The sequence below is a fragment of the Shuttleworthella sp. MSX8B genome, from assembly GCF_000524295.1.
GTDB classification, from domain to species: Bacteria; Bacillota; Clostridia; order Lachnospirales; family Lachnospiraceae; genus Shuttleworthia; species Shuttleworthia satelles.
Genome location: NZ_JAQT01000034.1, coordinates 13,056 through 35,506 on the forward strand (window position 1 = coordinate 13,056; position 22,451 = coordinate 35,506).

Here is a 22,451-nt window from a genome sequence, read left to right on the forward strand (position 1 = left end):
TCATCAGGGAATATGCTTTTCCTGGTGTGCATTCTACTGTTTTGGATTGCTGTTTGAGACGCTGGGGTGCTGCAGGAATGAAGCGGAAAATCCTGGAGTGAGTCTGAGAGGAGTGGAGGATGAAGTTACTTCGATATGGACATTTGATGGATCCGGCCAGCGGATTGGACGATGAGCGGGATCTTGTCATTGATGATCAGGGCAGGATTGCAGAGATTGCTCCGGTCGGAAGCCTCTTTTATGAGGATATGGATTTTGATGAAATCATTGATTTGGAGGGTAAGCTTGTGGCGCCGGGCTTCGTCGACGTGCATGTGCATTTCAGGGATCCTGGTCTGACTTATAAGGAGGATATTGTGACCGGCGCGGCGGCTGCCGCAGCCGGCGGGTACACGACTGTGATCTGTATGGCCAATACCAGCCCCTCGGTTGATTCGGTTGCGGTATTGGAGGAACTGATTGAGAGGGAGGAGAAACTGCCCATCCACGTCCTGCAGACGGCCAACGTGACCAAGGGGATGCGGGGGCAGGAATTGGTCGATTTCGCCGCCCTTTATGGGGCCGGCGCGGTCGGCTTCACCGATGACGGGATCCCGATTGCGGACGAGAAGCTGCTCAGGGAGGCGTTGATCCAAGCGAAGATGTTTGATGTTCCCATCTCTCTGCATGAGGAGAATCCTGCTCTGATCGGGAGTCAGGGAGTAAATGCCGGGCCGGTCGCAAGGGAGCTTGGATTGGAAGGCGCCTCTGATGAGGCGGAGTATGTCCTTGTGGCGAGGGACGTCATGTTAAACCGTAAGGTTGGAGCCAAACTGGACATCCAGCATATTTCTTCGAAGGTGACCGTCGATATCCTGCGCCAGGCCAAGAGAGAGGGAATCTGTGTCTATGGAGAAGTGACGCCTCAGCATCTGGCTGCTACGGAAGAACTGGTCAGAGACAAAGGGGCATTGGCGAGAGTAAATCCCCCCCTGCGAACCGAGGAAGATCGACGGGGGCTGATTGAGGGACTGCGTGACGGGACCATCGATATGATTGCGACTGATCATGCGCCTCATGCCAGGGAAGAGAAGGAGCTTCCCATTGCCCAGGCTCCCAGCGGCATGATTGGCCTGGAGACAGCGTTCGCTCTTGTCAATACCTATGCGGTGCGGGAGGGGGGCGTGCCCCTGATGACCGTTCTCAGAGCTCTGACTGTCAATCCGGCCAGACTTTACGGTCTGGAGGCAGGACAGATTGCAGTCGGAAAGCCGGCAGATCTAGTTGTCCTGGATCCGGATGAAACGTGGGAGATTACGGATAATTTTCGCTCCAAGGCCAGGAATTCGCCCTTCATCGGCTGGAAGGTGACCGGCAGAGTCAAGATGACCATCTGCGGGGGAGAATTGGTGGGCTGAGGAATCTGCGGGCTAGATCTGCCGCAGGAGCGCCGGTAGTTGGCAGATCGCCTGGATGCCCGGAACATCAGCGTCCACCTTTCCAAAGCCGTAGGCCGCATGGATGAACCGGCCTCCCGCCCTGACGGTAGAATTGTAGTCCTCCTGGATGTCGCCGATGTAGTAGAAGTCATTGCCCAGGCCGTTGCGGTCCGCCAGAAGGCGCATCGTTACATCTTTGTCGTAACCGGTATTGCCAAAGCAGTCAAAATCCTCAAAGTATTTGCCGAAGCCGTAATAGGTAAGAAAGGCTTCAATATAGCCGGACTGACAGTTGCTGACAATAAAGAGACGGTGACCGTCCAGGCGTAATTCCTGAAGGGTTTCCTCCAGATGCGGGTAGAGCTTTCCGCCATGTCTGGCCAAATAGGCGTTTTCATAGGCGGCGCACTCTGTCATGATCTGTCTGCGCAGGGATGCGTCTGTTTTTGGAAAGAGAAGGTCGTTAATCTCTTCCATGGTGTGGCCCATGACAGATTTGATATCCTCTGTCGAGGTCATGGTCCGATCGGGATTGGGGTGTCTGGCGATGATATGGGTCCAGGATCTGGCGACGTTGGCAGCAGAGTCCCAGAGGGTGCCGTCCATATCGAAGATGAGATTGGTCTGCATAGGGGTCTCCTTTCTTGTGGTATAATACACGATAATTGTGCTCTTTGGGATGATGTGAGGAAATGAATAGATCTGAGGTTGAACAATTATGATTCAGGACATCGCTCCCCATCGATTTGACAATACTTTTATACAGGGAACCAGTCCCGCCCCCGACAGTCCCATCTATTGTTTTAAGGAAGACAAGCTGCTTCTCGCGCAGGAGGCGGTCGATGGGGAAGGGACTTCCCGCCGGATTCTTCTGCCCCGGCGCAGAGACTTTGGTCCGGAGACGGACTTTATTCGCCTTTTCAGCCTGGATGGCCTGGATCACTACCTGGCCTGTCCCAGACGGCGCCTGTATGAAGATGATCGGATTCTCCCGGAGACACAGATCGATCAGGATATAATGACAGACGGCGGGAAGGGGACACAGGATGACTTTCTTCATTTAGATGGATATCATTACGAGCGGCTTCACCGGATCCGGGCGGAGGGCAGAGGAGAGAAACACCAGTATTTCGCCGCTGTGACAGCTTATCAGCTGGCACGCTGGTATGATCATAACCGTTTCTGCGGTCATTGCGGAAGCCGTATGGAGATGGGAAGCAGAGAGAGGGTGATGATCTGCCCTAACTGCGGTAATCCTGTTTACCCAAAGATTATGCCCGCGGTTATCGTGGCTGTCACAAATGGGGACAGGATCCTGATGACAAAGTATCGGAATCGGGGGATCGGCTATTATGCGCTGGTAGCCGGTTTTGTGGAGATCGGTGAGACCTTCGAGGATACGGTTCGACGGGAGGTTATGGAGGAGACCGGACTTACGGTTAAGAATATCCGCTACTATAAATCCCAGCCCTGGGGTATTGCAGATGACCTTCTGGCCGGTTTCTACTGCGATCTGGACGGAGATGACGCCATCCGGATGGATGAGGAGGAACTGAGTGAAGCGGCCTGGTTTGAAAGAGGGCAGATCGAGGGACAGCCGGATCATTTGTCCCTGACCAATGAGATGATGCTGACCTTCAGAGATGGAAGGGAACCCTCCGGAGGAGAGGGGAGGGGGTTCTGAAGAGGAATCGTTTCCGGAAACAGCTGGCGGCCAATTTACGGGAGGAGACTTTTGAAGTGGAAGCATATCTGAACAGGAGTCAATTTTGGAGATTCCTGGAATCCTGCGAAGGAGAGGAGCGAATCTGAGGTCAGGAGGAATCAGGGACTTACAGTCAACGAAGGAGAGGAGAAGATCGTGTCGAATCCAATCGGCCCTGTCGGGTCAAATAAGCTCTTCACAAATCAATATCTCTTCCGCTTGATCTGGCCCCTGGTCTTAGAGACAGCTCTGACCATTACCGTGGGAATGGCCGACACCATGATGGTCTCTTCTCTGGGAGAGGCGGCGGTCTCAGGAGTCTCTCTGGTTGACATGGTCAATCAGCTTATCATCTCTGTCATGACGGCTCTGGCCACGGGAGGCGCGGTTGTCGTATCTCAATACCTGGGGGCCAGACGGGAGGATCAGGCCTGTCAGGCGGCCAATCAGCTCCTGATTACGGTTCTGACCGCAGGCCTTTTTATCATGACTTTCGTTCTGTTTTTGCACGGGCCCATCCTGCGCCTGCTCTTCGGGAGGATCGATGCGGACGTCATGGCCAATGCCAGCAGCTATTTTCTGATTTCCGCCTTCTCCTATCCCTTTTTGGCCATGTATGAGGGCAATGCGGCCCTCTTTCGCTCCATGGGGAACTCCCGGGTGACTCTGGTGAGTTCTCTTGTCATGAATATCATCAATATCGGGGGCAATGCCATCGGGGTCTTCATTCTTCACATGGGGGTGGCCGGTGTGGCCGTTCCGTCATTGCTCTCAAGAGCCGTGGCCTGCCTGATGCTGGGCATGCTGCTCAGAGACCAGAAGCGCCAGGTGCATTTTGTCAGAGAGAGGTTCAGGGTTCATGTGAAGACCATCCGCCGCATCCTCTATATCGGGATTCCCAATGGGGTGGAGAACGGCGTCTTCGAGCTGGGCCGTGTTCTTGTGATTGCCATTGTCGCGGTCTTTGGAACCAGTCAGATTGCGGCCAACGGGGTCGCCAACAACCTGGATGCAGTCTCTATCATGCTGGCCAAGGCTATGAATGTAGCTATGATCACGGTCATCGGACAGTGTGTGGGTGCAGGAGATGTGGGACAGGTCAGATACTATCTGAAGAAGCTGATGAAGATTACCTATCTGGCAAATGGCCTCTGGGACGTCCTTCTTCTGATGACCCTGCCCTTCCTTCTATCCCTCTATGGGCTGACGGAAGAAACCAGACACCTGGCCTGGATTCTGGTCGTGATTCATACGGGCTTTGCCATGGCTCTCTGGCCCATGTCCTTTACCTTCCCCAATTTCCTTCGGGCGGCCAATGACGTCCGTTATACGATGGTGGTGTCGATCGCATCTATGTTCACCTTCCGAATCATTTTCTCCTATCTTCTGGGTGTGGGGCTTGGGATGGGAATCATCGGCGTGTGGATTGCCATGTTGATCGACTGGGGAGTGCGGGTGACCATGTTCGGCCTGCGTTACCTGCACGGGGATTGGATGCGGACCATGCGGCATTAGGGAATGCTTGCGGTGTGAGTATTTGCTGTGCAGGGAATGGGAAGTCGGCAGAATGAGGAAGCAAGACGCCTGTGCAGGATCGTATAGTAGTGATATGGGAATTCGGAGGCGATGCTGCGGCGCGAATGTTTTGGGCGCAAACAGGAAAGGAAAAGCGATATGAAAATTGCGACGCTTCTTTCAGCGATTCTCTTTGCTCTGATCGGTCGCTTCGGCGGCAATCGGGATAAGAAGACGCGAACAAGAAGAGAATACTGGGACATGGTCGCCATGTATGCCATTGCTCTTGGAATGCTGGTTCTGTGGTTTGTGGTTATGTGGACCCTGTAGGAGTAAGGCGCGGTATGACAGGAAAAGGAGTATTTATGGCAGAGAAAGAGGAATACTGGGACGTCTACGACAGAGACAAGAAGCTGACCGGACGGGTCATGAAGAGAAATGACTGGACCATGGCTGAGGGTGACTATCATCTGACAGTGCTCGGAATTCTTCAGAACAGGGCAGGCCGCTATCTGATCACCAAGCGAGCCAGGGATAAGGCCTGGGCGCCCGGCGACTGGGAGATCCCAGGCGGCGGTGTGATGGCGGGCGAGACCAGTCTTGAAGCAGTGCAAAGAGAACTCCTGGAAGAGACCGGCATTGATGTGCGGGGGGCCGAGGGGGGCTTTCTCTTTGATTATCACAGGGAGGATCCTCATGAGGCCAACAATTACTTTGTAGACGTCTACAAGTTTGTTCTGGATTTTGACGCGTCTGAGGTTCATCTGCAGGAAGAGGAGACCGATGGTTTCCTTCTGGCCACTTATGAACAGATCCGGGGCTTCGCCTCACAGGGGAGGTTCCTGCACTATGAAAGCATGAAGCGGGCATTTGTCTGAGAGAGCGACTGCCGTGACGGACGCAATGCGGGAGGTGGATGTGTGTCTGTGAATCTGAATCATTCGATTGAACTTCGCCCGGCGACCCCTGCGGATGCGCCGCGTCTGCTTGAGATTTACCGTCCCTATGTGGAGAAGACAGCGATCAGTTTTGAGCTGGTGCTGCCGACTCCTGCTGATTTTTGTGATCGAATCCGTGCGATTATGGACCGCTATCCATATTATGTTGCGGAGAGCTCCGGGGAGATCCTGGGCTATGCCTATGCCTCTGCCTTCATTCATCGGGAGGCCTATGATCACTCTGTAGAAATGTCGATCTACCTGGATCAGGCGGCATGTGGTCAGGGACTGGGCAGGGCCATCTATGAGAGGCTGGAGAGAGATCTGGCCGCCATGGGGGTAACCAATGCCAACGCCTGCATCGCCTATCCGGTCGGGGAAGATCCCTATCTGACCATGAACAGCGTGGACTTCCACAAACACCTGGGCTATCGGATGGTGGGGCGTTTTCACAAGTGTGGCCATAAGTTCGGCCGCTGGTATGACATGGTCTGGATGGAGAAGATGATTGCGGATCACAGGCAGGTGAAAGAGGGGATCATCCCATGGTCTCAATGGATAAGAGCCTCTGATTGAAAGAATCGGATTCGGTATGCCGGCTGTCTTTGGATGACAGGAGACGCCAGCGGATGCGGTCTGTTTGTGGCTGCCAGCAGGCCGCGATTGGCGGTGCTTTCTCCGGCGGATGGGTGATTTGACTGGCGATGGATGCTAAGTGGATTGGTGTGCCTGGCGGGCGGCGCGTAGCCTGGTGAGGGAGATGTATGGTCTGAGCTCTTGTCAGAGACCCGTCTGCCTGTTATGATGTCTCTGTCAAATTGTTAGTTGCAGAGTAGAAACCACGGCGTTAAGTGCCTCCTGAACAGGGAGTTGTCAGTGGGACGAAGAGGGGATCCTCGCGGTCATGGTTTCGCATCCCGCTGCTGCTCCGAAGTGAAGAAGATTGTCTGCCTCCGGTGCGGTTCAGGAATACTGCGAAGGAGGTCTTTTTATGTCTAAATTGAGGGATATCCGTGTTCTGACCACGGCCGCCATGCTGGTGGCCATTTCCATTGTCCTGGGTTTCTTTAAGATTCCCATTACCCAGCTGATCGAGATTCGCTTCAGCTTCCTGGCCAATGCCATGGCGGGTGCTCTCTTTGGCCCTTTTGTCGGGGGGCTGGTGGGAGCCCTCTCTGACCTGGGCGGCTATCTAATCAAGCCGACAGGACCTTATTTTCCAGGTTTTACCCTGACGGCGGCCGTGGGCGGAGTGATCGCGGGACTCACCCTCTATGGGCATAAGCCAAGCCTGATCCGCTGCTTTTTCTGTGAATTTCTCCGCATGATCATCGCCAATATTCTATTGAACGGGATCTTTCTCTCTATGCTCTACGGCAGGGGCTTTGTCGCTGTCGTCACCAGCAGGATTCTAAAACAGCTGGTGATGCTGCCGGTGCAGACTCTGATGCTCTTTGCGGCCTTGCAGTTACTGGTTCATTTTAAGAGGGAAAGTCTGGTCGGGGGATCAAGGATATAGAGAGGCAGGAGAGGAGCAGGCTTTTGAAGCTTACTTTTTAAGATCTTGTCCCCCTTTTCCGGAGCAGAAGATTTAAATCATGGAATCACGAGGTTTGTTTCAAATACGGATGTTTTATTCCATAAAATGTGCTCGATAAAATGCGCTCGGCGTCACGATAGGTCATGATAGGTCAGCAAGTCTCTTTCCAGCCGGGCTGGAGGGGACTTGTGCTATAATAGGGGCGATTTTTAGAAGCTTTGGAGGTGAACATGTATCAACTGACGAGCAAACTGATCATTTACCGATCGATTTCCAGAGATTCCATTCTCTTCCGAATCGCGGATGCCATGCGCAGATTGGATCAGGGAAAGCTTTCTGACGAGGAGGCTTCGCAGGAGATCTTAGAGCAGGTGCATCGCCTCTTGGATCTGGCCACGGTTTACGGCTTTAATCAGAACCTCTGGCAGAACTATCTGGCCTATCTGCTGGCCATGACGGAGACCCCATTCACCCTTGTCGCGGAGAAAGAGGGGGCTATGGATGGCTCAGTCAACACCCTTGTGGAAAATGACCTGCATATTTTCAAACAGCTCTTTGATTACGACTTCGCTCCCCTTGAGAGGAAGCTGGGAATTTCTGTCTTCTCTATTCTGACAAATTTTCACGCTGTCGAGAAAAAGGCGCAGATCTACAACAAGAATGTCTCTGACAAGGTACAGGAGCTGTCTGCCGCTTTCGACGCAGCTGCTACGGACCGGGAACTCTATCAGGTAGTCACTTCCTTCTATGGCCGTTATGGTGTGGGTATGCTGGGCCTTAATAAAGCCTTCCGTGTCTCAGAGGATCCGGAGACCGAGCTTCTGGTTCCAATTACCAATACCCTGGATATTCATCTGGAGGATATTGTCGGCTATGAAATGCAGAAGAAGGAACTGGTCGATAATACGCAGGCATTCGTTGCGGGCCGCAAGGCCAACAATGTTCTCCTCTACGGCGACGCCGGTACAGGTAAGTCCACCTCAGTCAAGGCAATTTTGAATGCCTACTACAGTCAGGGGCTTCGCATCATCGAGATTTATAAGCACCAGTTTCAGTACCTGGCCAAGATTATCAATCAGATCAAGAACCGCAACTACCGCTTCGTCATCTACATGGACGACCTCTCTTTCGAGGAGAGTGAGCTGGAGTACAAGTATCTGAAGGCGATTATTGAAGGTGGTCTGGAGCCCAAGCCGGAGAATGTCCTGATCTACGCCACCTCCAACCGCAAGCATCTGGTTCGCGAGACCTGGAGGGACAAGACGGATCACGAGGATGACGATGTCCACAAGAATGATACCGTTCAGGAGAAGCTGTCCCTGTCAGCCCGCTTCGGTCTGCAGATTGGCTACTTCAAGCCCTCGCCGAAGGAATTCATCCACATTGTAGAGACCCTTGCGGCCCGTTATCCGGAACTGACCATCAGCCAGGAGGAACTTCGCGCCAGAGCCAATGTATGGGAACTCAGTCATGGGGGATTCTCCGGCAGAACGGCCCAGCAGTTTATTGATTATCTTTTGGGATCGGTTCCAAAGAGTAAGACCTGAGTCTGCGGGAGAGCAGAACAGGGAAAGCGGATCCGGTGAAAGCGCAATGGGATCTCTGTTTGGGATTGCAGGAATCAAAAGGGGACGTATCGGTCTCTCAAGGGCAGATATGCTCCTGCAACAGTTGAGAAAGGAAGAAATATGAATCAGAAAATCAACGAGTGGCTGGATGCCCATCAGCAGGACTTACTGGACGATATTAAAAGCCTGTGCCGGATTCCATCTGTGGAGTCTTCCCCGAAAGAGGGGATGCCCTTTGGAGAAGAACCCTGCAAGGCCCTGAACAAGGCGCTGGAGCTCTTTGCAGGCTATGGCTTTGCCACCCATAATATGGAGAACTATATCGGTTACGCGGACTTCGATCCCAGCCTGCCTGCCAATCTAGACATGTTGGCTCACTCCGATGTTGTCCCTGCCGGTGAGGGCTGGACGGTGACGGATCCCTTCACGATTATCGAGAAGGATGGTAAACTCTGGGGCCGCGGCACCAGTGATGACAAGGGGCCGATGCTCTGCGCCGCCTACGCGATGCGGGCGATCCGGGAGACGAAGACGCCTCTGACTAAAAATGTCCGTCTGATCGTGGGTTCTCAGGAGGAGACCGGGACGAAAGACATCGAACATTATTATGCCAGTCAGAAACCGGCTCCTATGACCTTCTCCCCTGACGCGGATTTTCCCATCATCAATGTGGAGCTGGGGCAGTTCAAGGCCGCCTTTACCAGGGAACTGGATGCGGCTTCTGCCCAGGTGAAGCCCAGAGTGACCAGGCTGGATGCCGGAATCGCCATCAATGCAGTTCCGCAGAAGGCGGTTGTCGCCTTCGAGGGACTGGAACTCGATATGCCCGTCGTCAGGACGGCTGTTGCCCAGATTCAAGAAGAGTGCGGAGTTGAGATCCATCAGACCGGTGACAGGGAGCTGACGATTATCGGGGAATCCGCCCATGCCTCCACACCGCAGACAGGACGCAATGCCGGGCTGGCAGCAGTTCTTCTGATCAATCGTCTTCCTCTGGCAGAGTGCCAGAGTACAGCGCTCTATCGGAAGATTCCGGAACTCTTCCCCTACGGCGTGACGGACGGTTCTGCCCTGGGCATCGCCAATGAGGACGCCGAGTCCGGTCCCCTGACCGCAACGCTGGATCTCTTTCGGTGTGATGAGAAGAGGCTCTATTTTAAGTTCGACGCCAGAACGCCTCTCTCTTCCAATGAGGAGAACTGTGAGAAGATCGCTCAGAAGAAGCTGGAGGAGGCCGGTTTCGCCTTTGTATCTGACGGGATGGTTCCTCCTCATGCAGTCTCCGCGGACAGTGACTTCATCCGCACCCTGCTGTCCGCCTATGAAGACGTTACCGGGCTGAAGGGGCAGTGCCTGGCCATCGGCGGCGGGACCTATGTGCACGATGTGGATAACGGCGTCGCCTTTGGCGCGGTTCTCCCCGGTCGGGATACCCGCATGCATGGAGCCGATGAGTTCTTCGATATTGACAACATTATGATTGCCGCCAAGGTCTATGCAGAGGCCATTATAAGGCTCTGCAGCTGATGTGAATCATGTAAAAATCTGACAGGGGACGCTCTGTGAGTATTTGATTGTCAAAGAGCATGCGATTGTCATCAATCCGATTTGAAGCCTCCTTGCTGAACATAAATTGTTCCGGCAGGGAGGTCTTTTATATAACGAAAAAGCACACGCGAGAGTTTGTCTCTCGCGTGTGCCTGAATCTTCCGGAAAGCAGAAATAAATTTAGAAATCCACTTCTCTGTCATAGTAGCAAGCCTTAAGCAGCTTCTCCATCTCCTCCTGACTTGGAATACGAGGATTGGAGCCGGTGCAGGCATCGGCAATGGCGTTTTTGGCGATCTCGGGAAGTCTCTCAAGGAAGACCTTCTCCGGGACAAAGCCCTGCTCGGTGGGATAGGAGTCCGCGCCGTAGTTCTTGATGCAGTGAGGGATGTTAAGCTCATCGTTCATCTTGCGAAGAAGGGCAATGAGATTGGCGATCTTCTCGTCATCGCTGGCACCGCTGACTCCGATGAAGTCGCAGATCTGGCCGTAGCGCTTCTTGGCGGTCTCGTCCTTGGCGTTAAAAGCGATGACCTTGGGCAGGTACATAGCGTTGGCCGCCCCGTGGATGATGTGAGCGCCGTAGTCCGCGAAAACAGCTCCGGTCTTGTGCGCCATGGAGTGAACAATGCCAAGGAGGGCATTGGAGAAGGACATGCCGGCCATGCACTGGGCGTCGTGCATCTTAGCACGGGCATCCTGATCGCCATTGTAGGAAGCTACCAGAGATTCCTTGATGGTATTGGCGGAAACCAGAGCCAGAGGATCGGTGAAATAGCTGTTGGCGGTAGAGACATAGGCCTCAATGGCATGGGTGATTGCATCCATTCCGGTATGAGCGATCAGCTTCTGAGGCATGGAAGCAACCAGAGCGGGATCAACGATGGCGACATCGGGTGTGATCTCGAAATCGGCGAGGGGATATTTGATTCCCTTCTCGTAGTCGGTAATGATAGAGAAGGCGGTTACCTCGGTACCGGTGCCGGAGGTAGAGGAAATGGCGCAAAACTTAGCCTTGGTGCGCAGCTTGGGAAGACCGAAGACCTTGCACATATCCTCAAAGGTCGTATCGGGATACTCGTACTTGATCCACATGGCCTTGGCCGCGTCGATGGGAGAGCCGCCGCCCATGGCAACGATCCAGTCGGGCTCAAACTCAGACATCTTCTGAGCGCCCTTCATAACGGTCTCAACGGAGGGGTCAGATTCGATACCCTCGATGAGCTCTACTTCCATGCCGCCCTCCTTGAGATAGGAGATGGCCTTGTCCAGGAAACCGGCCCTCTTCATGGAACCGCCGCCGACACAGAGGATGGCTTTCTTGCCGCCCAGGGTCTTCAGCGCCTCTAAGGCATCCGGACCATGATACAAGTCTCTTGGTAAAGTAAATCTCTGCATTTTTTGTTCCCCACTTTCTTCTAACCTGACAGTGAAAAAATTTTCTTGTTAAATCTTTAACAAGTCTTACAAAAATATTGTAATCGGATCGGGAAGGAAATTCAATACAGCGCCGAAAGAAAGAGAGCGTCTGATGCACAAAATGGTAGACAAAAAGATCTTAATGATCTGTAATTCAAATACTGTTGACAGCACATTGAATTCGAACTTCAAAATTCTGCAGTATAATCACTGTCTGTCTGCCTTTAAAAGAAGTAGCGGTATACATCTTTTCGGTTTAAACTAAGATGTGAAGTTTATCAATGTATAACATTTTACGGGAACACATATTTCTTATGAAATTAAAAGGGCAGCCGTTTGACTTTATGCAATTTTTTTATGGTTTTGTTCAGAAACCTGTTGTCAGAGGATGTATTCGTTTTCATGAAAAACTGGAGGGGAAAAGATTAAGGGATGCGATAGAAGCACTGGTCTCGTCATATCCGATTTTACGGTGCAGGTATGATATGAAAATGGGGGTGTGGCGTGGCCCTGACCCATATTCCAAAATTCCCTGTCAAGAAATCCTGACAAGTATAAGCGCCGGGAAAGATTTTTCGAGGATTGAAAATGATTCATTATTATCTTCACTTGAGATTGGGATTGATGTGCCGTTGAAAATTTATTGGATATGCGGGGAAGAAAGGGATTCTCTTTGCGTCATTGCAAGTCATTTGCTTTGTGACGGAAGAGGATTTGAACAGTTGCTGTATCTTTTGGCTGAATTATACTCGTGCTGTCCGACAAAAATACAAATGCAGATAAATACAGATAGAAGTTTTGCTCAGGTGACAGATCGATTTACGATCATGCAAAAAGTAAAAATTCTGTTTGCAAGGGCGCAGGCAGAACATGCAGATGTGGAACGGCATTTGCCGTTAAATGAAAGTGGTCAAAGGCCTAGACTGATCGTAAGAAGAATGAGCCTGTCAAAATTGGAGCGATATCGCTCCTGTGCAATAGAATACCGTCCCAGTGTAAATGATATTTTGCTTGCGGCATATATTCTGACATTACACAATATGTTCGGATGGAATGATATGACCATCCCCTGCCCGGTCGATCTTCGTAGATTTAATACAAATGCAAACAGCTCGATCTGCAATTTGACGGGAAACTATTACTGTCAGATTCATTTGAATGGGAAGAATACTTTTGAAAACATCTGCAATAAAATTTCTGCGCAGATGCGCACACAGAAAAAGAGCAGTCTCTGTCTGAAAGAACCGATTTTACTGCATATTTTATATCGTATGCTCCCTCTCTCGGTTTTGGGAAAAGTGCTTTCCTCAAAAATCTCTGTTCCTTTGATTTCGTATACAAATTTAGGGAAAATTGATGAGAGACGTCTGGTGTTCCGGGGGAATTCTGTTTCGGATGTTTTCATTGGCGCAGCAGCAAAACCGGTGCCGTATTTTCAGTTGGCGATATCCACTTACAGGAACCAGTGCACTTTATCAGCGTGTACATATGCGAGAGGAGAAAGTTATGATCTGCTCTGTTCTGTGATGAACAACATTTGCGACATCATTGAGGACTTGTGAGCAGACGGCCATATGCAAAGAATGTTCCTGATTAAGGTGAGATCTGTTGTAGTTACATCAAAAATGTTTTTAAAGATGATATAACATATACAAAATAACCCTTGTGAAGAGCAATGATGAGTGAACAGAAGGAGAAGGCAAGGAATGAAGAGTGTTGATGAATTGACCAGACGTCTGGAAGAAGATCCCCGCAACGCGGAATATACCAGGCGAGATATCCCACCGGTCTATCAGCTGCACAAGGAGGCGAGAATTCTCATCATCGGACAGGCGCCCGGCAAGAAGGTGGAAGAGTCTCTGATTCCCTTCAACGATAAGTCAGGGGAGAAGCTGATGGATTGGATGGGAATCGACAGAGATACCTTCTACTCCGAGAGGATCGCCATTATGCCCATGGACTTCTATTTCCCGGGGAAATCCGCCTCCGGAAGCGGAGATAAGCCCCCGCGCAAGTTCATAGCTCAGGAGTACCACCAGGAGATCCTTGCCTATATGGATCAGATACAGCTGACCATCATCATCGGCAAATACGCGATGGATTATTATCTGGGTAAGGATGCCAAGCGCAACCTGACCGAGACGGTGCGGGCATATCAGGAGTACCTGCCCAAGTATTTCCCAATTGTGCATCCATCTCCACTGAATTTCCGCTGGCAGGGAAAGAACCCCTGGTTCATGAAGGAAGTGGTCCCTGTTCTGCGTCGACGTGTGGCAGAGATTTTGGGGGAATGATTTTCTGCGAAGCATCCGAAGAGAGGAGATAGCTTTCGCCGAAAGAATGGGAAAAACTGAGGGAAAACAGGCAGCAAGAGGGGAGACGGCAGGGGAATCAGCGGTATTCGGAAAGAAGGGCCTGTGCTAAGATACATATCAGGATAAAATTCCCGACGCAGATTAGAAGAGGAGAGAGAAAGTGAAAAAGATGAGAGTGCTCCTGGCCCTGGCAATGTCCGCCATTCTCTTGGCAGGCTGTGGCAAGCCGGCAGGACAGCAGGCTGTCAATCAGGAGGCGGCAAAACAGGACAGGGAGGTGACGTTTCAGGATTCTCTCGGTCATGAGATCACTGTTAAGAATCCGAAAAAGGTGGCAGTTCTTATGGGATCTTTCGTGGATGTCTGGCAGTCTGCCGGCGGTACGGTATCAGCGACAGTTAAGGATTCCTGGACCAATCCCAATCTCAAATTGGGAAATGATGTTGTAAATCTGGGGGACCAGTATCATCCCAATTTAGAACAGCTGATCTCTGAAAAGCCTGACTTTATCATAGGGTCATCCAAATTTGACGCTCAGACGGGGCTCTATGATCAATTGAAACAGGCAGGCATCCCGGCTGCCTTCTTCAAGGTGGATTCCTTCGACGATTACCTGTCCATGCTGAAAATCATGACGGATATCACGGGCAGGACGGATCTGTATGAGCAGAATGGGATCAAGGTACAGGAGCAGATCGCTCAGGTCAAGAAACGGGCGGACGGATCGCATCCGAGAGTTCTTGTCATTCGCGTGGCCAGCTCCGGCGCCATTAAGGTCATGGGGAGTAATGAGATCGTCCTGGGTGAGATCCTTAAGGACCTGGGCGCGGAAAATGTGGCTGACACGGATTCCTCGATCAAGGGTGATTTTTCTATGGAGGCGGTCGTCGCGTCGAATCCGGACGATATCTTTGCCACGACGATGGGGGCAGATACGGATAAGGCCAAGCAGGCGGTTGACAAGACCCTTTCATCGGATCCTGCCTGGCAGAGCCTGACCGCGGTAAAGCAGGGGAAGTTTCACATGATGGATAAGTTCCTCTATCAGATCAAGCCCAATGCCAATTGGGGCAAGGCCTATGAGGGAGTTGCGGATATCCTTTTCCCAAAACAGGAGGGGACGAAATAAGGGCCTGTCAGCTCAATGGAGCTCTATGATGGCAATGATACAATTTATAACACAGGAAGGAGTATGATATGGCGCAGAAACACACGCTGATGGAAGATATTCACACGGCCAGTGAGTGGGCGGCGGGAAATCTCAGTAAAACAGGATACAGGGCGGATTACTCTCTGGAATCGATCCGGGAGATCGAGCGCTGGATCCAGGAAAATCCCCGGCTGTTCGAGGGGAACAGCGGTTCCATTATTTTCGCGATTGGAAGCTATGTGGGCGAGACCATGAACCGGACCTATCATGGAAGCTGGAAGACGGATGACAGTGATCCGCAGGGCGAATTAAATATTCAGGTACAGATTGGAACGAGCATATTCTGGCCGGTGCAAAGAGTGATGAAGCGAATCCGGGATGGCGAGGAGAATAATCTCTATGATTACGTATGCGCAGCGGATCCGAATGCAAAATCCATGTCAGCAGGCTCCTTCCTGGATCGCTTTCGCAGGAAGAAATAAGTAAGATGGAAGACCCTTTTGCCACGATGTTTTCATGACGGCATTTTCCCTTATGGTATGGCAGGGTCTGCCTCTTTCTTGACTTTGCTGATATAGCGGTAGAGGGTTGCGGAGGATACTCCGAGACGGGCAGAGACCTCCGGAATGGTTCCCTTGACGGAGAAAACCCCGTTCTGGTAGAGGGAAGAGACAATATTGAGCTTGTCCCGGTAAGGCAGGCGATGGTCCGGCAGGTCTGAGGAGCAGGTGACTCTTGCGAACATGTCGTCGATGAGAGTGGAGAGGTCAGAGTAGAAGGTCTCCGAGCCGGACTGGGAGACCTGGCTGATCTGGACATTCTGCTGGAGATAGGCATCCGGATGGCAGAGGGAAAAGACGCTTTGGGCGAGCTCATGGTAGCGGGAGTCGTCAAAGTTGATGCATAAGAGTCCCTCCAGGCGTCCGCCAGGCGCCTTCAGAAAGAAGGTGGAGCAGCGAAGGAGCTTTCCGTTGATCCCCCGCCCCTGGTAATTGAGAGTGCAGGAATCTTTCGACTGTCGATTGGTCTTAAGGATCCTGAGGGCGACGTCGCTTAAGGGACCACCGACCGAGCGCCCGCTCACCTGACCGTTGCTGATGGCCAGGATAGAATGGAGGTCGGAGAGAACAACTTCATAGTCGGGGCCAAGAACCTGTCCCAGGAAGGAGACTAACTGTCGATATTGATCAAGCTTGTTTTCTTTCATGGTATCGCCGCCTTTCTTGTCTATCCACCATAACAAAATCTCCCGGATAATGCAAAAATATTCTCATGCTCAAATTTTTCAAGCAAATAGACCGTCAAAATAGCCAAAAATAAAGAGAAAATATCGTATATAGTACATAAATCTAACGATACGAATTGAAAAAACTGCCGACAGTGATAAAATAATCTCATAAAGTCAATAAGGCCTTTGAAAGAAAACACGTAGATGATTGCAGAAGGGAGGGATCAGGCAGATAGAGGGAACCTATACCGTCCGCCAGTCGGTTCGACCAAAGGGGAGTCGATGACCGGGGTATCTGAGCTATTTTGACAGTAGAATATGAAAAGGCCTATTCTACTGCATTTACAGGAGGTATAATTATGGAATATCCTTTGAATGTTGAAGCGCCAAAGTCTTTTACACACGTCGTCCGCAACCTGCCAACCGTAACGGCAGAGCAGCGATTACGGGCTCTGAAGGCCACCCATTACAATGAGTTTGCTTTCCCGGCCGGGATGCTCTATGTGGATTGCCTGTCTGATTCCGGCACAACATCTATGACCGATGCCCAGTGGGGGGCTATGTTCCTGGGCGATGAGTCCTACGGAAGAAACAAGGGCTACTATGTTCTGCTGGATGCCTTCCGCGATGTCTGGGAGAGAGGAGATCAGCAAAAGAGGGCCATTGACCTGCTCCGCAGCGGCGTTGACAAGGACGATGTGGAGAAGATGATGGATGAGCTCTATCTGGTTGATACCGAGGGCGGCTTCATCAACGGCGGATCCTATCAGCTGGAGAGACCCAACACCTTCATTGTTCCTCAGGGACGCTGTGCTGAGGCTCTGCTCTTTGATGTCATCAAGCCCCTTTTGGCTAAGCGCTATCCTGGCAAGGTCTTCACAATTCCGTCCAATGCGCATTTTGACACCACGGAGGGAAACATCAAGCAGATGGGAAGCGTGCCCCGCAATCTCTTCCACAAGGAGCTTCTCTTTGAGATTCCCGAGGGCGGCAAGTATGAGAAGAATCCCTTCAAGGGCGATATGGATATTGACAAGCTCAATCAGCTTCTGGATTCTGTCGGCATTGAAAATGTTCCCCTCATTTACACGACGGTAACCAATAACTCCGTCTGTGGCCAGCCCGTCTCTATGGCCAATATGAGAGCTGTCTCCGCAATTGCTCACAAGCACGGCATCCCCTTTGTTATGGATGGGGCCCGTTGGGCTGAGAACTGCTACTTCATCAAGATGAATGAGGAGGGCTATGCGGACAAGTCGATCGCTGAGATCGCCAAGGAGATGTTCTCTTACTTCGATGTAGTATCCGCATCTCTGAAGAAGAACGGACACGCCAACATGGGCGGTCTTCTGGCCTTCCGCGACAAGGGTTACTTCTGGAAGAACTTCTCTGAATTCAACGAGGATGGAAGTGTCAAGGTAGATATCGGACACCTGCTCAAGGTTCGTCAGATTTCCGCTTACGGCAATGATTCCTATGGCGGAATGTCCGGACATGACATCATGGCTCTCTGCGTCGGCCTCTATGAGGAGCAGAGATTTGAGTACCAGGATGAGCGTGTAAGGCAGTGCGAGTACCTGGCTCAGGGACTGCATCAGGCAGGCGTACCGGTGGTTCTTCCCGCCGGCGGACATGGGGTCTACATTGATGTCGACAAGTTCTTCGGTTATAAGAGAGACCATGAGAGCTTCGCAGGACAGGCGCTCTCTCTTGAAATGATCCATCGCTATGGTATCCGCTGCTCTGAGTTGGGGGACTTCTCCATGGAGTATGATCTGAAGACTCCGGAGCAGAAGGCTGAGGTCTGCAATGTGGTTCGCCTGGCTATCAACAGAAGCCAGTACTCCAAGCAGCACATGGATTACATCATTGCCGCTGCGGCACAGCTCTATAAGGATCGTGACACGATTCCAAATCTGAAGATTACTTTCGGAAGAACCCTTCCCATGCGTCATTTCCACGCCTGGCTTGAGCCCTATGAGCCCAGCAGGGAAGAACTTTGCGATAAATAAGATAACCTGCGGCTTCTCCTCCTTGCCTGGGGGAGGCAAAGAGGAGAGAGGGGCCGCGACAAGGGGGTAAGCATATGAGTGATTCAGGAGCGAGTCGTGACGGGTTCTCTTCCAAGGCAGGATTCATCATGGCCTGTATCGGTTCCGCCGTCGGCATGGGAAATATCTGGAGATTTCCGATTATGGTTTCCATCTGGGGCGGGATGACATTTTTGATTCCCTATTTTATCTGTGTATTTCTGGTCAGTCAGACCGGTGTGATCGGAGAGATGGCTCTGGGCCGCTCTGCCGCAGCCGGCCCCATGGGGGCCTTCGGCATGGCGACCGAGAGGCGCTTTGGCAAGCGGGCAATCGGAGAGGCCATCGGCCTGATTCCGGTTCTGGGATCTCTGGCCCTTGCCATCGGCTACTCCTGCGTTGTCGGCTGGATTATCAAGTACTTCTTCCTGGCCTACAGCGGACATCTGTCCTCTCTGGGGCAGGATATGGATCAGATCGGCGGCCTCTTTGGGGGAACAGCTGTTACCATGGGCAACAACGTATGGCTTGTGATTGCCCTGATTTTCAACTTCCTGATTATGGCCCTGGGGGTTGCCGGCGGTATTGAGAAAGCCAATAAGTTCATGATGCCTGCCCTCTTTTTCATGTTTGTGGGACTTGGCATCTATATTGCGACCTTGCCGGGAGCAATCTCCGGTTATCACTACATTTTTACCATTGATCCCAAGAGACTGACAGATCCTCTGCTCTGGATCTTTGCCTTCGGTCAGGCTTTCTTCTCCCTGTCTGTTGCGGGAAATGGAACCGTAATCTACGGCTCGTACCTTTCCAAGAAGGAAGATGTGGTCTCCTCCGGGCGGATTGTCGCCGCCTTTGATACCCTGGCTGCTCTTTTGGCCGCCTGCGTTATCATTCCTTCTATGGCTGCCGGCGGTGCAGACCTGTCCAAAGGCGGCCCCGGTCTCATGTTCATCTGGCTGGTCAATGTATTCAACGGAATGCCGGGCGGAAGAATCATCTGCATGGTTTTCTTCACCTGTGTTCTCTTCGCCGGGATCAGTTCTCTGATCAACCTCTATGAGGCTCCGGTAGCAACCCTGCAGGAGAAGTTCCGCTTCAAGAGGCTTCCGGCTGTTATCACCATCGGGGTAATCGGTGCCGTTGTCGCGATCGCCATTCAGGGCATTGTCTCTGACTGGATGGATTTCGTCAGCAACTATATCTGTCCCACGGGTGCTTTCCTGGCTGCCCTCATGTTCTTCTGGTTCTGCGGCAGGGACTTCGTCATGGAACAGGTATCAATGGGGTCCAAGCGAAAGATCGGTCCCTGGTTCGTTCCTCTGGGTAAATATGTCTACTGCTTCCTTTGCATTCTGGCTCTGATCGCGGGAATTCGTCTGGGAGGGATTGGCTGACGACCTGTCATTTTTAAAAGGGCAGAGGCCGCAAGCTGTAAGTATTCCACGTAAAATTAACTCAATATGATAGAAGATAATCGCACGATAAATTGAAAATTATCGTGCGATTATTATATACTGATTTTAAGGAAGAGAATGAATGTTTCACAGGGAGGAGGAACAATGTCAATTACAGCTACAGAACTGAAAAAAAATATGGGGAAATACCTGTTGATGGCGGAAAAGGAGGATGTCTATATCACCAAAAACGGGAAGATGATCGCCAAATTAACAAGTCCTTTTCAAAACAAAATGGAAATAGCGGAATCTCTGTTTGGCATTTTGCCGAAGGATATGACTTTGGAAGAGGCGGAGAGGGAAAGACGGGAAAAGATATGAGAGCCTTGGTTGATACTTGCGTCATCATTGATGCGCTCCAATCGAGAGAACCATTCAATCGTTCTGCAGAAGCAATTTTTCGTCTGGCAGCAGAGGGACAAATGGATGGTTTTCTGTCAGCGAAATCTGTGACAGATATCTATTATTTGACCCACCGACTCACGCATGATGATGAGAAAACAAGAGAAATCATATCAAAGATACTGACGCTGTTTGATCTTGCGGACACCTTGGGAGTGGACTGTAAGAAAGCGCTTATATCTCAAATGAGTGATTATGAGGATGCAGTTATGGCTGAAACGGCATTGCGTTTGAAGATGGACTGTATCGTAACAAGAAACGTGAGGGACTATAGAAAAGCAGGCTTGGCTGTACTTACGCCGGAAGAACTTGCCGGTTAATCGAAACAGCAGTCACGATCGTCACTTGTGAGAATAGCATATCTGACTAGAAGAAGAGATAATGCCATCCCCCGTCAATCGAAACCCTGTGCATGGACACGCCGAAGACGTCAGAGATGGCGGAAGTATTCAGAACCTCCTCCTTTGGCCCGGAGGCAATCACCCTGCGCGCGTCGGACATGATGACCAGATGGTCGGCAGTGCGGGCGGCCTGGGCCAGGTCGTGCAGGACCATAATGACGGTTTTGCCCCGGTCTCGCAGAGAAGTCACAAGATCCATGATTTCATTCTGGGATTTTGGATCCAGATAGGTCGTCGGCTCGTCGAGGACAATCAGAGGGGTGGCCTGGGCTAGCACCATGGCAAGGAAGACCCTCTGCCGCATGCCGCCGGAGAGGGTGTCGACACTGCGATCGGCGAAGGACAGGATGCCGCAGGCTTTCATGGCCTGGTCGACAAGTCTGCGGTCTTCGGCATTTGGTCTGCGGGAAAAGCCCTGGTAGGGAAAGCGCCCGTGCTCGACCAGGGTGTGCACCGGAATGCTGGGGATAATGGAGCGAACCTGGGGGAGAAAGGCGATTTTTCTTGCCCGTTTGCGCTCAGGCATGTCGATCAGGGATTCTCCCTGATAGGTCAGAGAACCGGAGCTGACGGAAGACATGCCGTTGAGGCACTGGAGAAGACTGGTCTTGCCGCAGCCATTTGGCCCCAGAAGAACCGTGATCTGACCCCGGGGAAAAGACAGGGACAGATCATGCAGGATGGGCGTATGGCCGACGGAAATATCGGCGGACGTAAATTGAAGCTCACAGGACATCTGATTCTTATCCAAGGCGGCGTCCCCCTTTCTTTCTGAGCAGGAGATAGAGGAAGAAGGGGCCTCCGATAAAGCTCATAATGATGCCGGCCGGGAGCTCATAGGGGGCAATCAGGGTGCGGCCGAGCAGGTCGCAGAGGAGGACATAGACCGCGCCAAGCAGACCCGAGGCCGGCAGAAGGAGACGGTTGTCGTTGGCAAAGATCTTCCTGGCAATATGGGGGACGATCAGGCCTACAAAGGAGATAAGCCCGGCATAGGAGATAACGGTTCCAGCCAGAAGAGAGGCCAGGATCAGGAAGATCAGGCGAATCCGGGAGACATTCATCCCCAGTCCGGAGGCGATGTCATCGCCCAGGGAGAGGATATTGAGCCCCCTGGACAGGAGGGCGGTAATGAGAAAGGCAATGACGATCATGACAAGGGGAATGGCAATCTGACTATAGCTCATAGCGGAGAGACTGCCGACCAGGAAGGTATTGATATTGATCAGAAGGTCACTGTCTAAGATCTTGATCAGACTCATCCCCGCGCCCAGGAAGGCCGAGACCGTGATGCCGGCCAGGATGACGGTGATGCGGGAGGAATCTGTCAGGTAGGCCAGACCGAAGATGAGCAGCGCGGTGACCAGAGCGCCGATGAAGGCAAAGGGACCTCTGACCTCGATGGCGGTGGGAAAGAAGACCATGGAGAGCATGACGGCAAATCCCGCCCCGGAATTGACACCGATGGTATTGGGAGAGGCGAGAGCATTGTTCATGACGTTCTGCAGGATGAGACCGGAGCTGGACAAACCGAGACCGGCTCCCAGGCAGGCGAGGGTTCGGGGAATGCGGATCTGCCAGATGAGGGTATATTCAGTGCCCTCACGAATGCGGCCGGACAGGACGCCCAGAAGGTCGGGAAGACAAATGGGGACACTGCCCAGGGCGATGGAGGCCAGACAGGCGCAAAGGAGCATCAGAAAGAGCAGGAAAAAGACAGGCGTCTCCTTGAATGTCTGTGCTTTTCCTGCTCTCATACGTTACCTCTGTCAGCTCTGATAAGGATAGAATAATAATTTGGGATAGAAAATAATTCC

The 22,451-nt window shown here is 51.9% G+C and carries 21 protein-coding genes and 1 riboswitch; of the genes, 16 read left to right on the forward strand and 5 right to left on the reverse strand.

From position 1 onward, the window contains the following. The first annotated feature begins 119 nt into the window (after positions 1–119). Positions 120–1,397 carry a dihydroorotase gene (locus HMPREF1508_RS08785; protein WP_044961261.1) on the forward strand — a complete coding sequence of 426 codons (1,278 nt, stop codon included), beginning with the start codon at positions 120–122 and terminating at the stop codon, positions 1,395–1,397. Between the two features lie 12 nt (positions 1,398–1,409). On the opposite strand, the gene HMPREF1508_RS08790 is transcribed toward HMPREF1508_RS08785, so the two are convergent. Further along, positions 1,410–2,048: an HAD family hydrolase gene (locus HMPREF1508_RS08790; protein ID WP_044961263.1), complete on the reverse strand. Its 639-nt coding sequence runs from the start codon at positions 2,046–2,048 to the stop codon at positions 1,410–1,412. Positions 2,049–2,136: 88 nt separating this feature from the next. Between HMPREF1508_RS08790 and nudC the strand changes: the two genes are divergently transcribed. The 8 genes from nudC to HMPREF1508_RS08825 all read left to right on the forward strand — a co-directional run bounded on the left by nudC (position 2,137) and on the right by HMPREF1508_RS08825 (position 10,211). Then, positions 2,137–3,102 carry an NAD(+) diphosphatase gene (gene nudC / locus HMPREF1508_RS10040; RefSeq protein ID WP_044961265.1) on the forward strand — a complete coding sequence of 322 codons (966 nt, stop codon included), beginning with the start codon at positions 2,137–2,139 and terminating at the stop codon, positions 3,100–3,102. 177 nt (positions 3,103–3,279) lie between these two features. Continuing rightward, positions 3,280–4,638, forward strand: a complete 1,359-nt coding sequence (locus HMPREF1508_RS08800; protein WP_044961267.1) for an MATE family efflux transporter — start codon at positions 3,280–3,282, stop codon at positions 4,636–4,638. A gap of 159 nt (positions 4,639–4,797) precedes the next feature. Then, the gene (locus HMPREF1508_RS10275) at positions 4,798–4,968 is read left to right on the forward strand and encodes a hypothetical protein (RefSeq protein ID WP_156923219.1); all 171 of its coding nucleotides are present in this window, start codon (positions 4,798–4,800) and stop codon (positions 4,966–4,968) included. Positions 4,969–5,003: 35 nt separating this feature from the next. Continuing rightward, entirely contained in the window at positions 5,004–5,516 is a 513-nt protein-coding gene (locus tag HMPREF1508_RS08805) for an NUDIX hydrolase (RefSeq protein ID WP_242834543.1), read from the forward strand. Between the two features lie 48 nt (positions 5,517–5,564). Continuing rightward, positions 5,565–6,152 carry a GNAT family N-acetyltransferase gene (locus tag HMPREF1508_RS08810; RefSeq protein WP_044961349.1) on the forward strand — a complete coding sequence of 196 codons (588 nt, stop codon included), beginning with the start codon at positions 5,565–5,567 and terminating at the stop codon, positions 6,150–6,152. Positions 6,153–6,402: 250 nt separating this feature from the next. After that, a riboswitch (THF riboswitch) is annotated at positions 6,403–6,501 on the forward strand. Between the two features lie 66 nt (positions 6,502–6,567). Beyond that, on the forward strand, positions 6,568–7,095 hold the full coding sequence (locus tag HMPREF1508_RS08815) for a folate family ECF transporter S component (protein ID WP_044961270.1): 528 nt from the start codon (positions 6,568–6,570) through the stop codon (positions 7,093–7,095). A gap of 251 nt (positions 7,096–7,346) precedes the next feature. Continuing rightward, positions 7,347–8,663 (forward strand): ATP-binding protein, encoded by a 1,317-nt coding sequence (locus HMPREF1508_RS08820; protein ID WP_044961272.1) that lies wholly within the window; start codon positions 7,347–7,349, stop codon positions 8,661–8,663. A 141-nt stretch (positions 8,664–8,804) separates the two neighbouring features. Next, positions 8,805–10,211, forward strand: a complete 1,407-nt coding sequence (locus tag HMPREF1508_RS08825) for a Sapep family Mn(2+)-dependent dipeptidase (RefSeq protein ID WP_044961274.1) — start codon at positions 8,805–8,807, stop codon at positions 10,209–10,211. A gap of 201 nt (positions 10,212–10,412) precedes the next feature. On the opposite strand, the gene HMPREF1508_RS08830 is transcribed toward HMPREF1508_RS08825, so the two are convergent. Continuing rightward, a complete protein-coding gene (locus tag HMPREF1508_RS08830; protein WP_006905142.1) occupies positions 10,413–11,630 on the reverse strand; it encodes an iron-containing alcohol dehydrogenase in 1,218 nt (405 codons plus the stop codon). A gap of 335 nt (positions 11,631–11,965) precedes the next feature. Between HMPREF1508_RS08830 and HMPREF1508_RS08835 the strand changes: the two genes are divergently transcribed. The 4 genes from HMPREF1508_RS08835 to HMPREF1508_RS08850 all read left to right on the forward strand — a co-directional run bounded on the left by HMPREF1508_RS08835 (position 11,966) and on the right by HMPREF1508_RS08850 (position 15,598). After that, positions 11,966–13,213 carry a condensation domain-containing protein gene (locus HMPREF1508_RS08835; protein WP_044961350.1) on the forward strand — a complete coding sequence of 416 codons (1,248 nt, stop codon included), beginning with the start codon at positions 11,966–11,968 and terminating at the stop codon, positions 13,211–13,213. Between the two features lie 144 nt (positions 13,214–13,357). After that, positions 13,358–13,945: a uracil-DNA glycosylase family protein gene (locus tag HMPREF1508_RS08840; RefSeq protein WP_044961275.1), complete on the forward strand. Its 588-nt coding sequence runs from the start codon at positions 13,358–13,360 to the stop codon at positions 13,943–13,945. 190 nt (positions 13,946–14,135) lie between these two features. Further along, positions 14,136–15,095 (forward strand): ABC transporter substrate-binding protein, encoded by a 960-nt coding sequence (locus HMPREF1508_RS08845; RefSeq protein WP_044961352.1) that lies wholly within the window; start codon positions 14,136–14,138, stop codon positions 15,093–15,095. A gap of 68 nt (positions 15,096–15,163) precedes the next feature. Next, on the forward strand, positions 15,164–15,598 hold the full coding sequence (locus HMPREF1508_RS08850) for a hypothetical protein (RefSeq protein ID WP_049906954.1): 435 nt from the start codon (positions 15,164–15,166) through the stop codon (positions 15,596–15,598). Positions 15,599–15,648: 50 nt separating this feature from the next. Here HMPREF1508_RS08850 and HMPREF1508_RS08855 read toward each other — a convergent pair whose 3' ends face one another. After that, entirely contained in the window at positions 15,649–16,323 is a 675-nt protein-coding gene (locus HMPREF1508_RS08855) for a helix-turn-helix transcriptional regulator (RefSeq protein ID WP_044961277.1), read from the reverse strand. A gap of 380 nt (positions 16,324–16,703) precedes the next feature. Between HMPREF1508_RS08855 and HMPREF1508_RS08860 the strand changes: the two genes are divergently transcribed. The 3 genes from HMPREF1508_RS08860 to HMPREF1508_RS10895 all read left to right on the forward strand — a co-directional run bounded on the left by HMPREF1508_RS08860 (position 16,704) and on the right by HMPREF1508_RS10895 (position 20,553). Next, positions 16,704–18,356: a tryptophanase gene (locus HMPREF1508_RS08860; protein WP_044961279.1), complete on the forward strand. Its 1,653-nt coding sequence runs from the start codon at positions 16,704–16,706 to the stop codon at positions 18,354–18,356. 74 nt (positions 18,357–18,430) lie between these two features. Then, positions 18,431–19,771: a sodium-dependent transporter gene (locus HMPREF1508_RS08865; protein ID WP_044961281.1), complete on the forward strand. Its 1,341-nt coding sequence runs from the start codon at positions 18,431–18,433 to the stop codon at positions 19,769–19,771. A 92-nt stretch (positions 19,772–19,863) separates the two neighbouring features. After that, positions 19,864–20,553 carry a PIN domain-containing protein gene (locus HMPREF1508_RS10895; protein WP_443018247.1) on the forward strand — a complete coding sequence of 230 codons (690 nt, stop codon included), beginning with the start codon at positions 19,864–19,866 and terminating at the stop codon, positions 20,551–20,553. A gap of 46 nt (positions 20,554–20,599) precedes the next feature. Here HMPREF1508_RS10895 and HMPREF1508_RS08880 read toward each other — a convergent pair whose 3' ends face one another. Continuing rightward, on the reverse strand, positions 20,600–21,385 hold the full coding sequence (locus tag HMPREF1508_RS08880; RefSeq protein ID WP_049906955.1) for an ABC transporter ATP-binding protein: 786 nt from the start codon (positions 21,383–21,385) through the stop codon (positions 20,600–20,602). Then, positions 21,378–22,391 (reverse strand): FecCD family ABC transporter permease, encoded by a 1,014-nt coding sequence (locus HMPREF1508_RS08885; protein WP_049906956.1) that lies wholly within the window; start codon positions 22,389–22,391, stop codon positions 21,378–21,380. The genes HMPREF1508_RS08880 and HMPREF1508_RS08885 overlap by 8 nt, the downstream gene beginning before the upstream one ends. Between the last annotated feature and the right edge of the window lie 60 nt (positions 22,392–22,451).

Coding starts and splice junctions, on each gene's coding strand:
- HMPREF1508_RS08825 (WP_044961274.1), top strand. CDS start 8,805: ATGAATCAGAAAATCAACGAGTGGCTGGATGCCCATCAGCAGGACTTA.
- HMPREF1508_RS08815 (WP_044961270.1), top strand. CDS start 6,568: ATGTCTAAATTGAGGGATATCCGTGTTCTGACCACGGCCGCCATGCTG.
- HMPREF1508_RS08835 (WP_044961350.1), top strand. CDS start 11,966: ATGAAATTAAAAGGGCAGCCGTTTGACTTTATGCAATTTTTTTATGGT.
- HMPREF1508_RS08830 (WP_006905142.1), bottom strand. CDS start 11,630: ATGCAGAGATTTACTTTACCAAGAGACTTGTATCATGGTCCGGATGCC.
- HMPREF1508_RS08855 (WP_044961277.1), bottom strand. CDS start 16,323: ATGAAAGAAAACAAGCTTGATCAATATCGACAGTTAGTCTCCTTCCTG.
- HMPREF1508_RS08820 (WP_044961272.1), top strand. CDS start 7,347: ATGTATCAACTGACGAGCAAACTGATCATTTACCGATCGATTTCCAGA.
- HMPREF1508_RS10275 (WP_156923219.1), top strand. CDS start 4,798: ATGAAAATTGCGACGCTTCTTTCAGCGATTCTCTTTGCTCTGATCGGT.
- HMPREF1508_RS08860 (WP_044961279.1), top strand. CDS start 16,704: ATGGAATATCCTTTGAATGTTGAAGCGCCAAAGTCTTTTACACACGTC.
- HMPREF1508_RS08790 (WP_044961263.1), bottom strand. CDS start 2,048: ATGCAGACCAATCTCATCTTCGATATGGACGGCACCCTCTGGGACTCT.
- HMPREF1508_RS08840 (WP_044961275.1), top strand. CDS start 13,358: ATGAAGAGTGTTGATGAATTGACCAGACGTCTGGAAGAAGATCCCCGC.
- HMPREF1508_RS08805 (WP_242834543.1), top strand. CDS start 5,004: ATGGCAGAGAAAGAGGAATACTGGGACGTCTACGACAGAGACAAGAAG.
- HMPREF1508_RS08845 (WP_044961352.1), top strand. CDS start 14,136: ATGAGAGTGCTCCTGGCCCTGGCAATGTCCGCCATTCTCTTGGCAGGC.
- HMPREF1508_RS08865 (WP_044961281.1), top strand. CDS start 18,431: ATGAGTGATTCAGGAGCGAGTCGTGACGGGTTCTCTTCCAAGGCAGGA.
- HMPREF1508_RS08885 (WP_049906956.1), bottom strand. CDS start 22,391: ATGAGAGCAGGAAAAGCACAGACATTCAAGGAGACGCCTGTCTTTTTC.
- nudC (WP_044961265.1), top strand. CDS start 2,137: ATGATTCAGGACATCGCTCCCCATCGATTTGACAATACTTTTATACAG.
- HMPREF1508_RS08850 (WP_049906954.1), top strand. CDS start 15,164: ATGGCGCAGAAACACACGCTGATGGAAGATATTCACACGGCCAGTGAG.
- HMPREF1508_RS08785 (WP_044961261.1), top strand. CDS start 120: ATGAAGTTACTTCGATATGGACATTTGATGGATCCGGCCAGCGGATTG.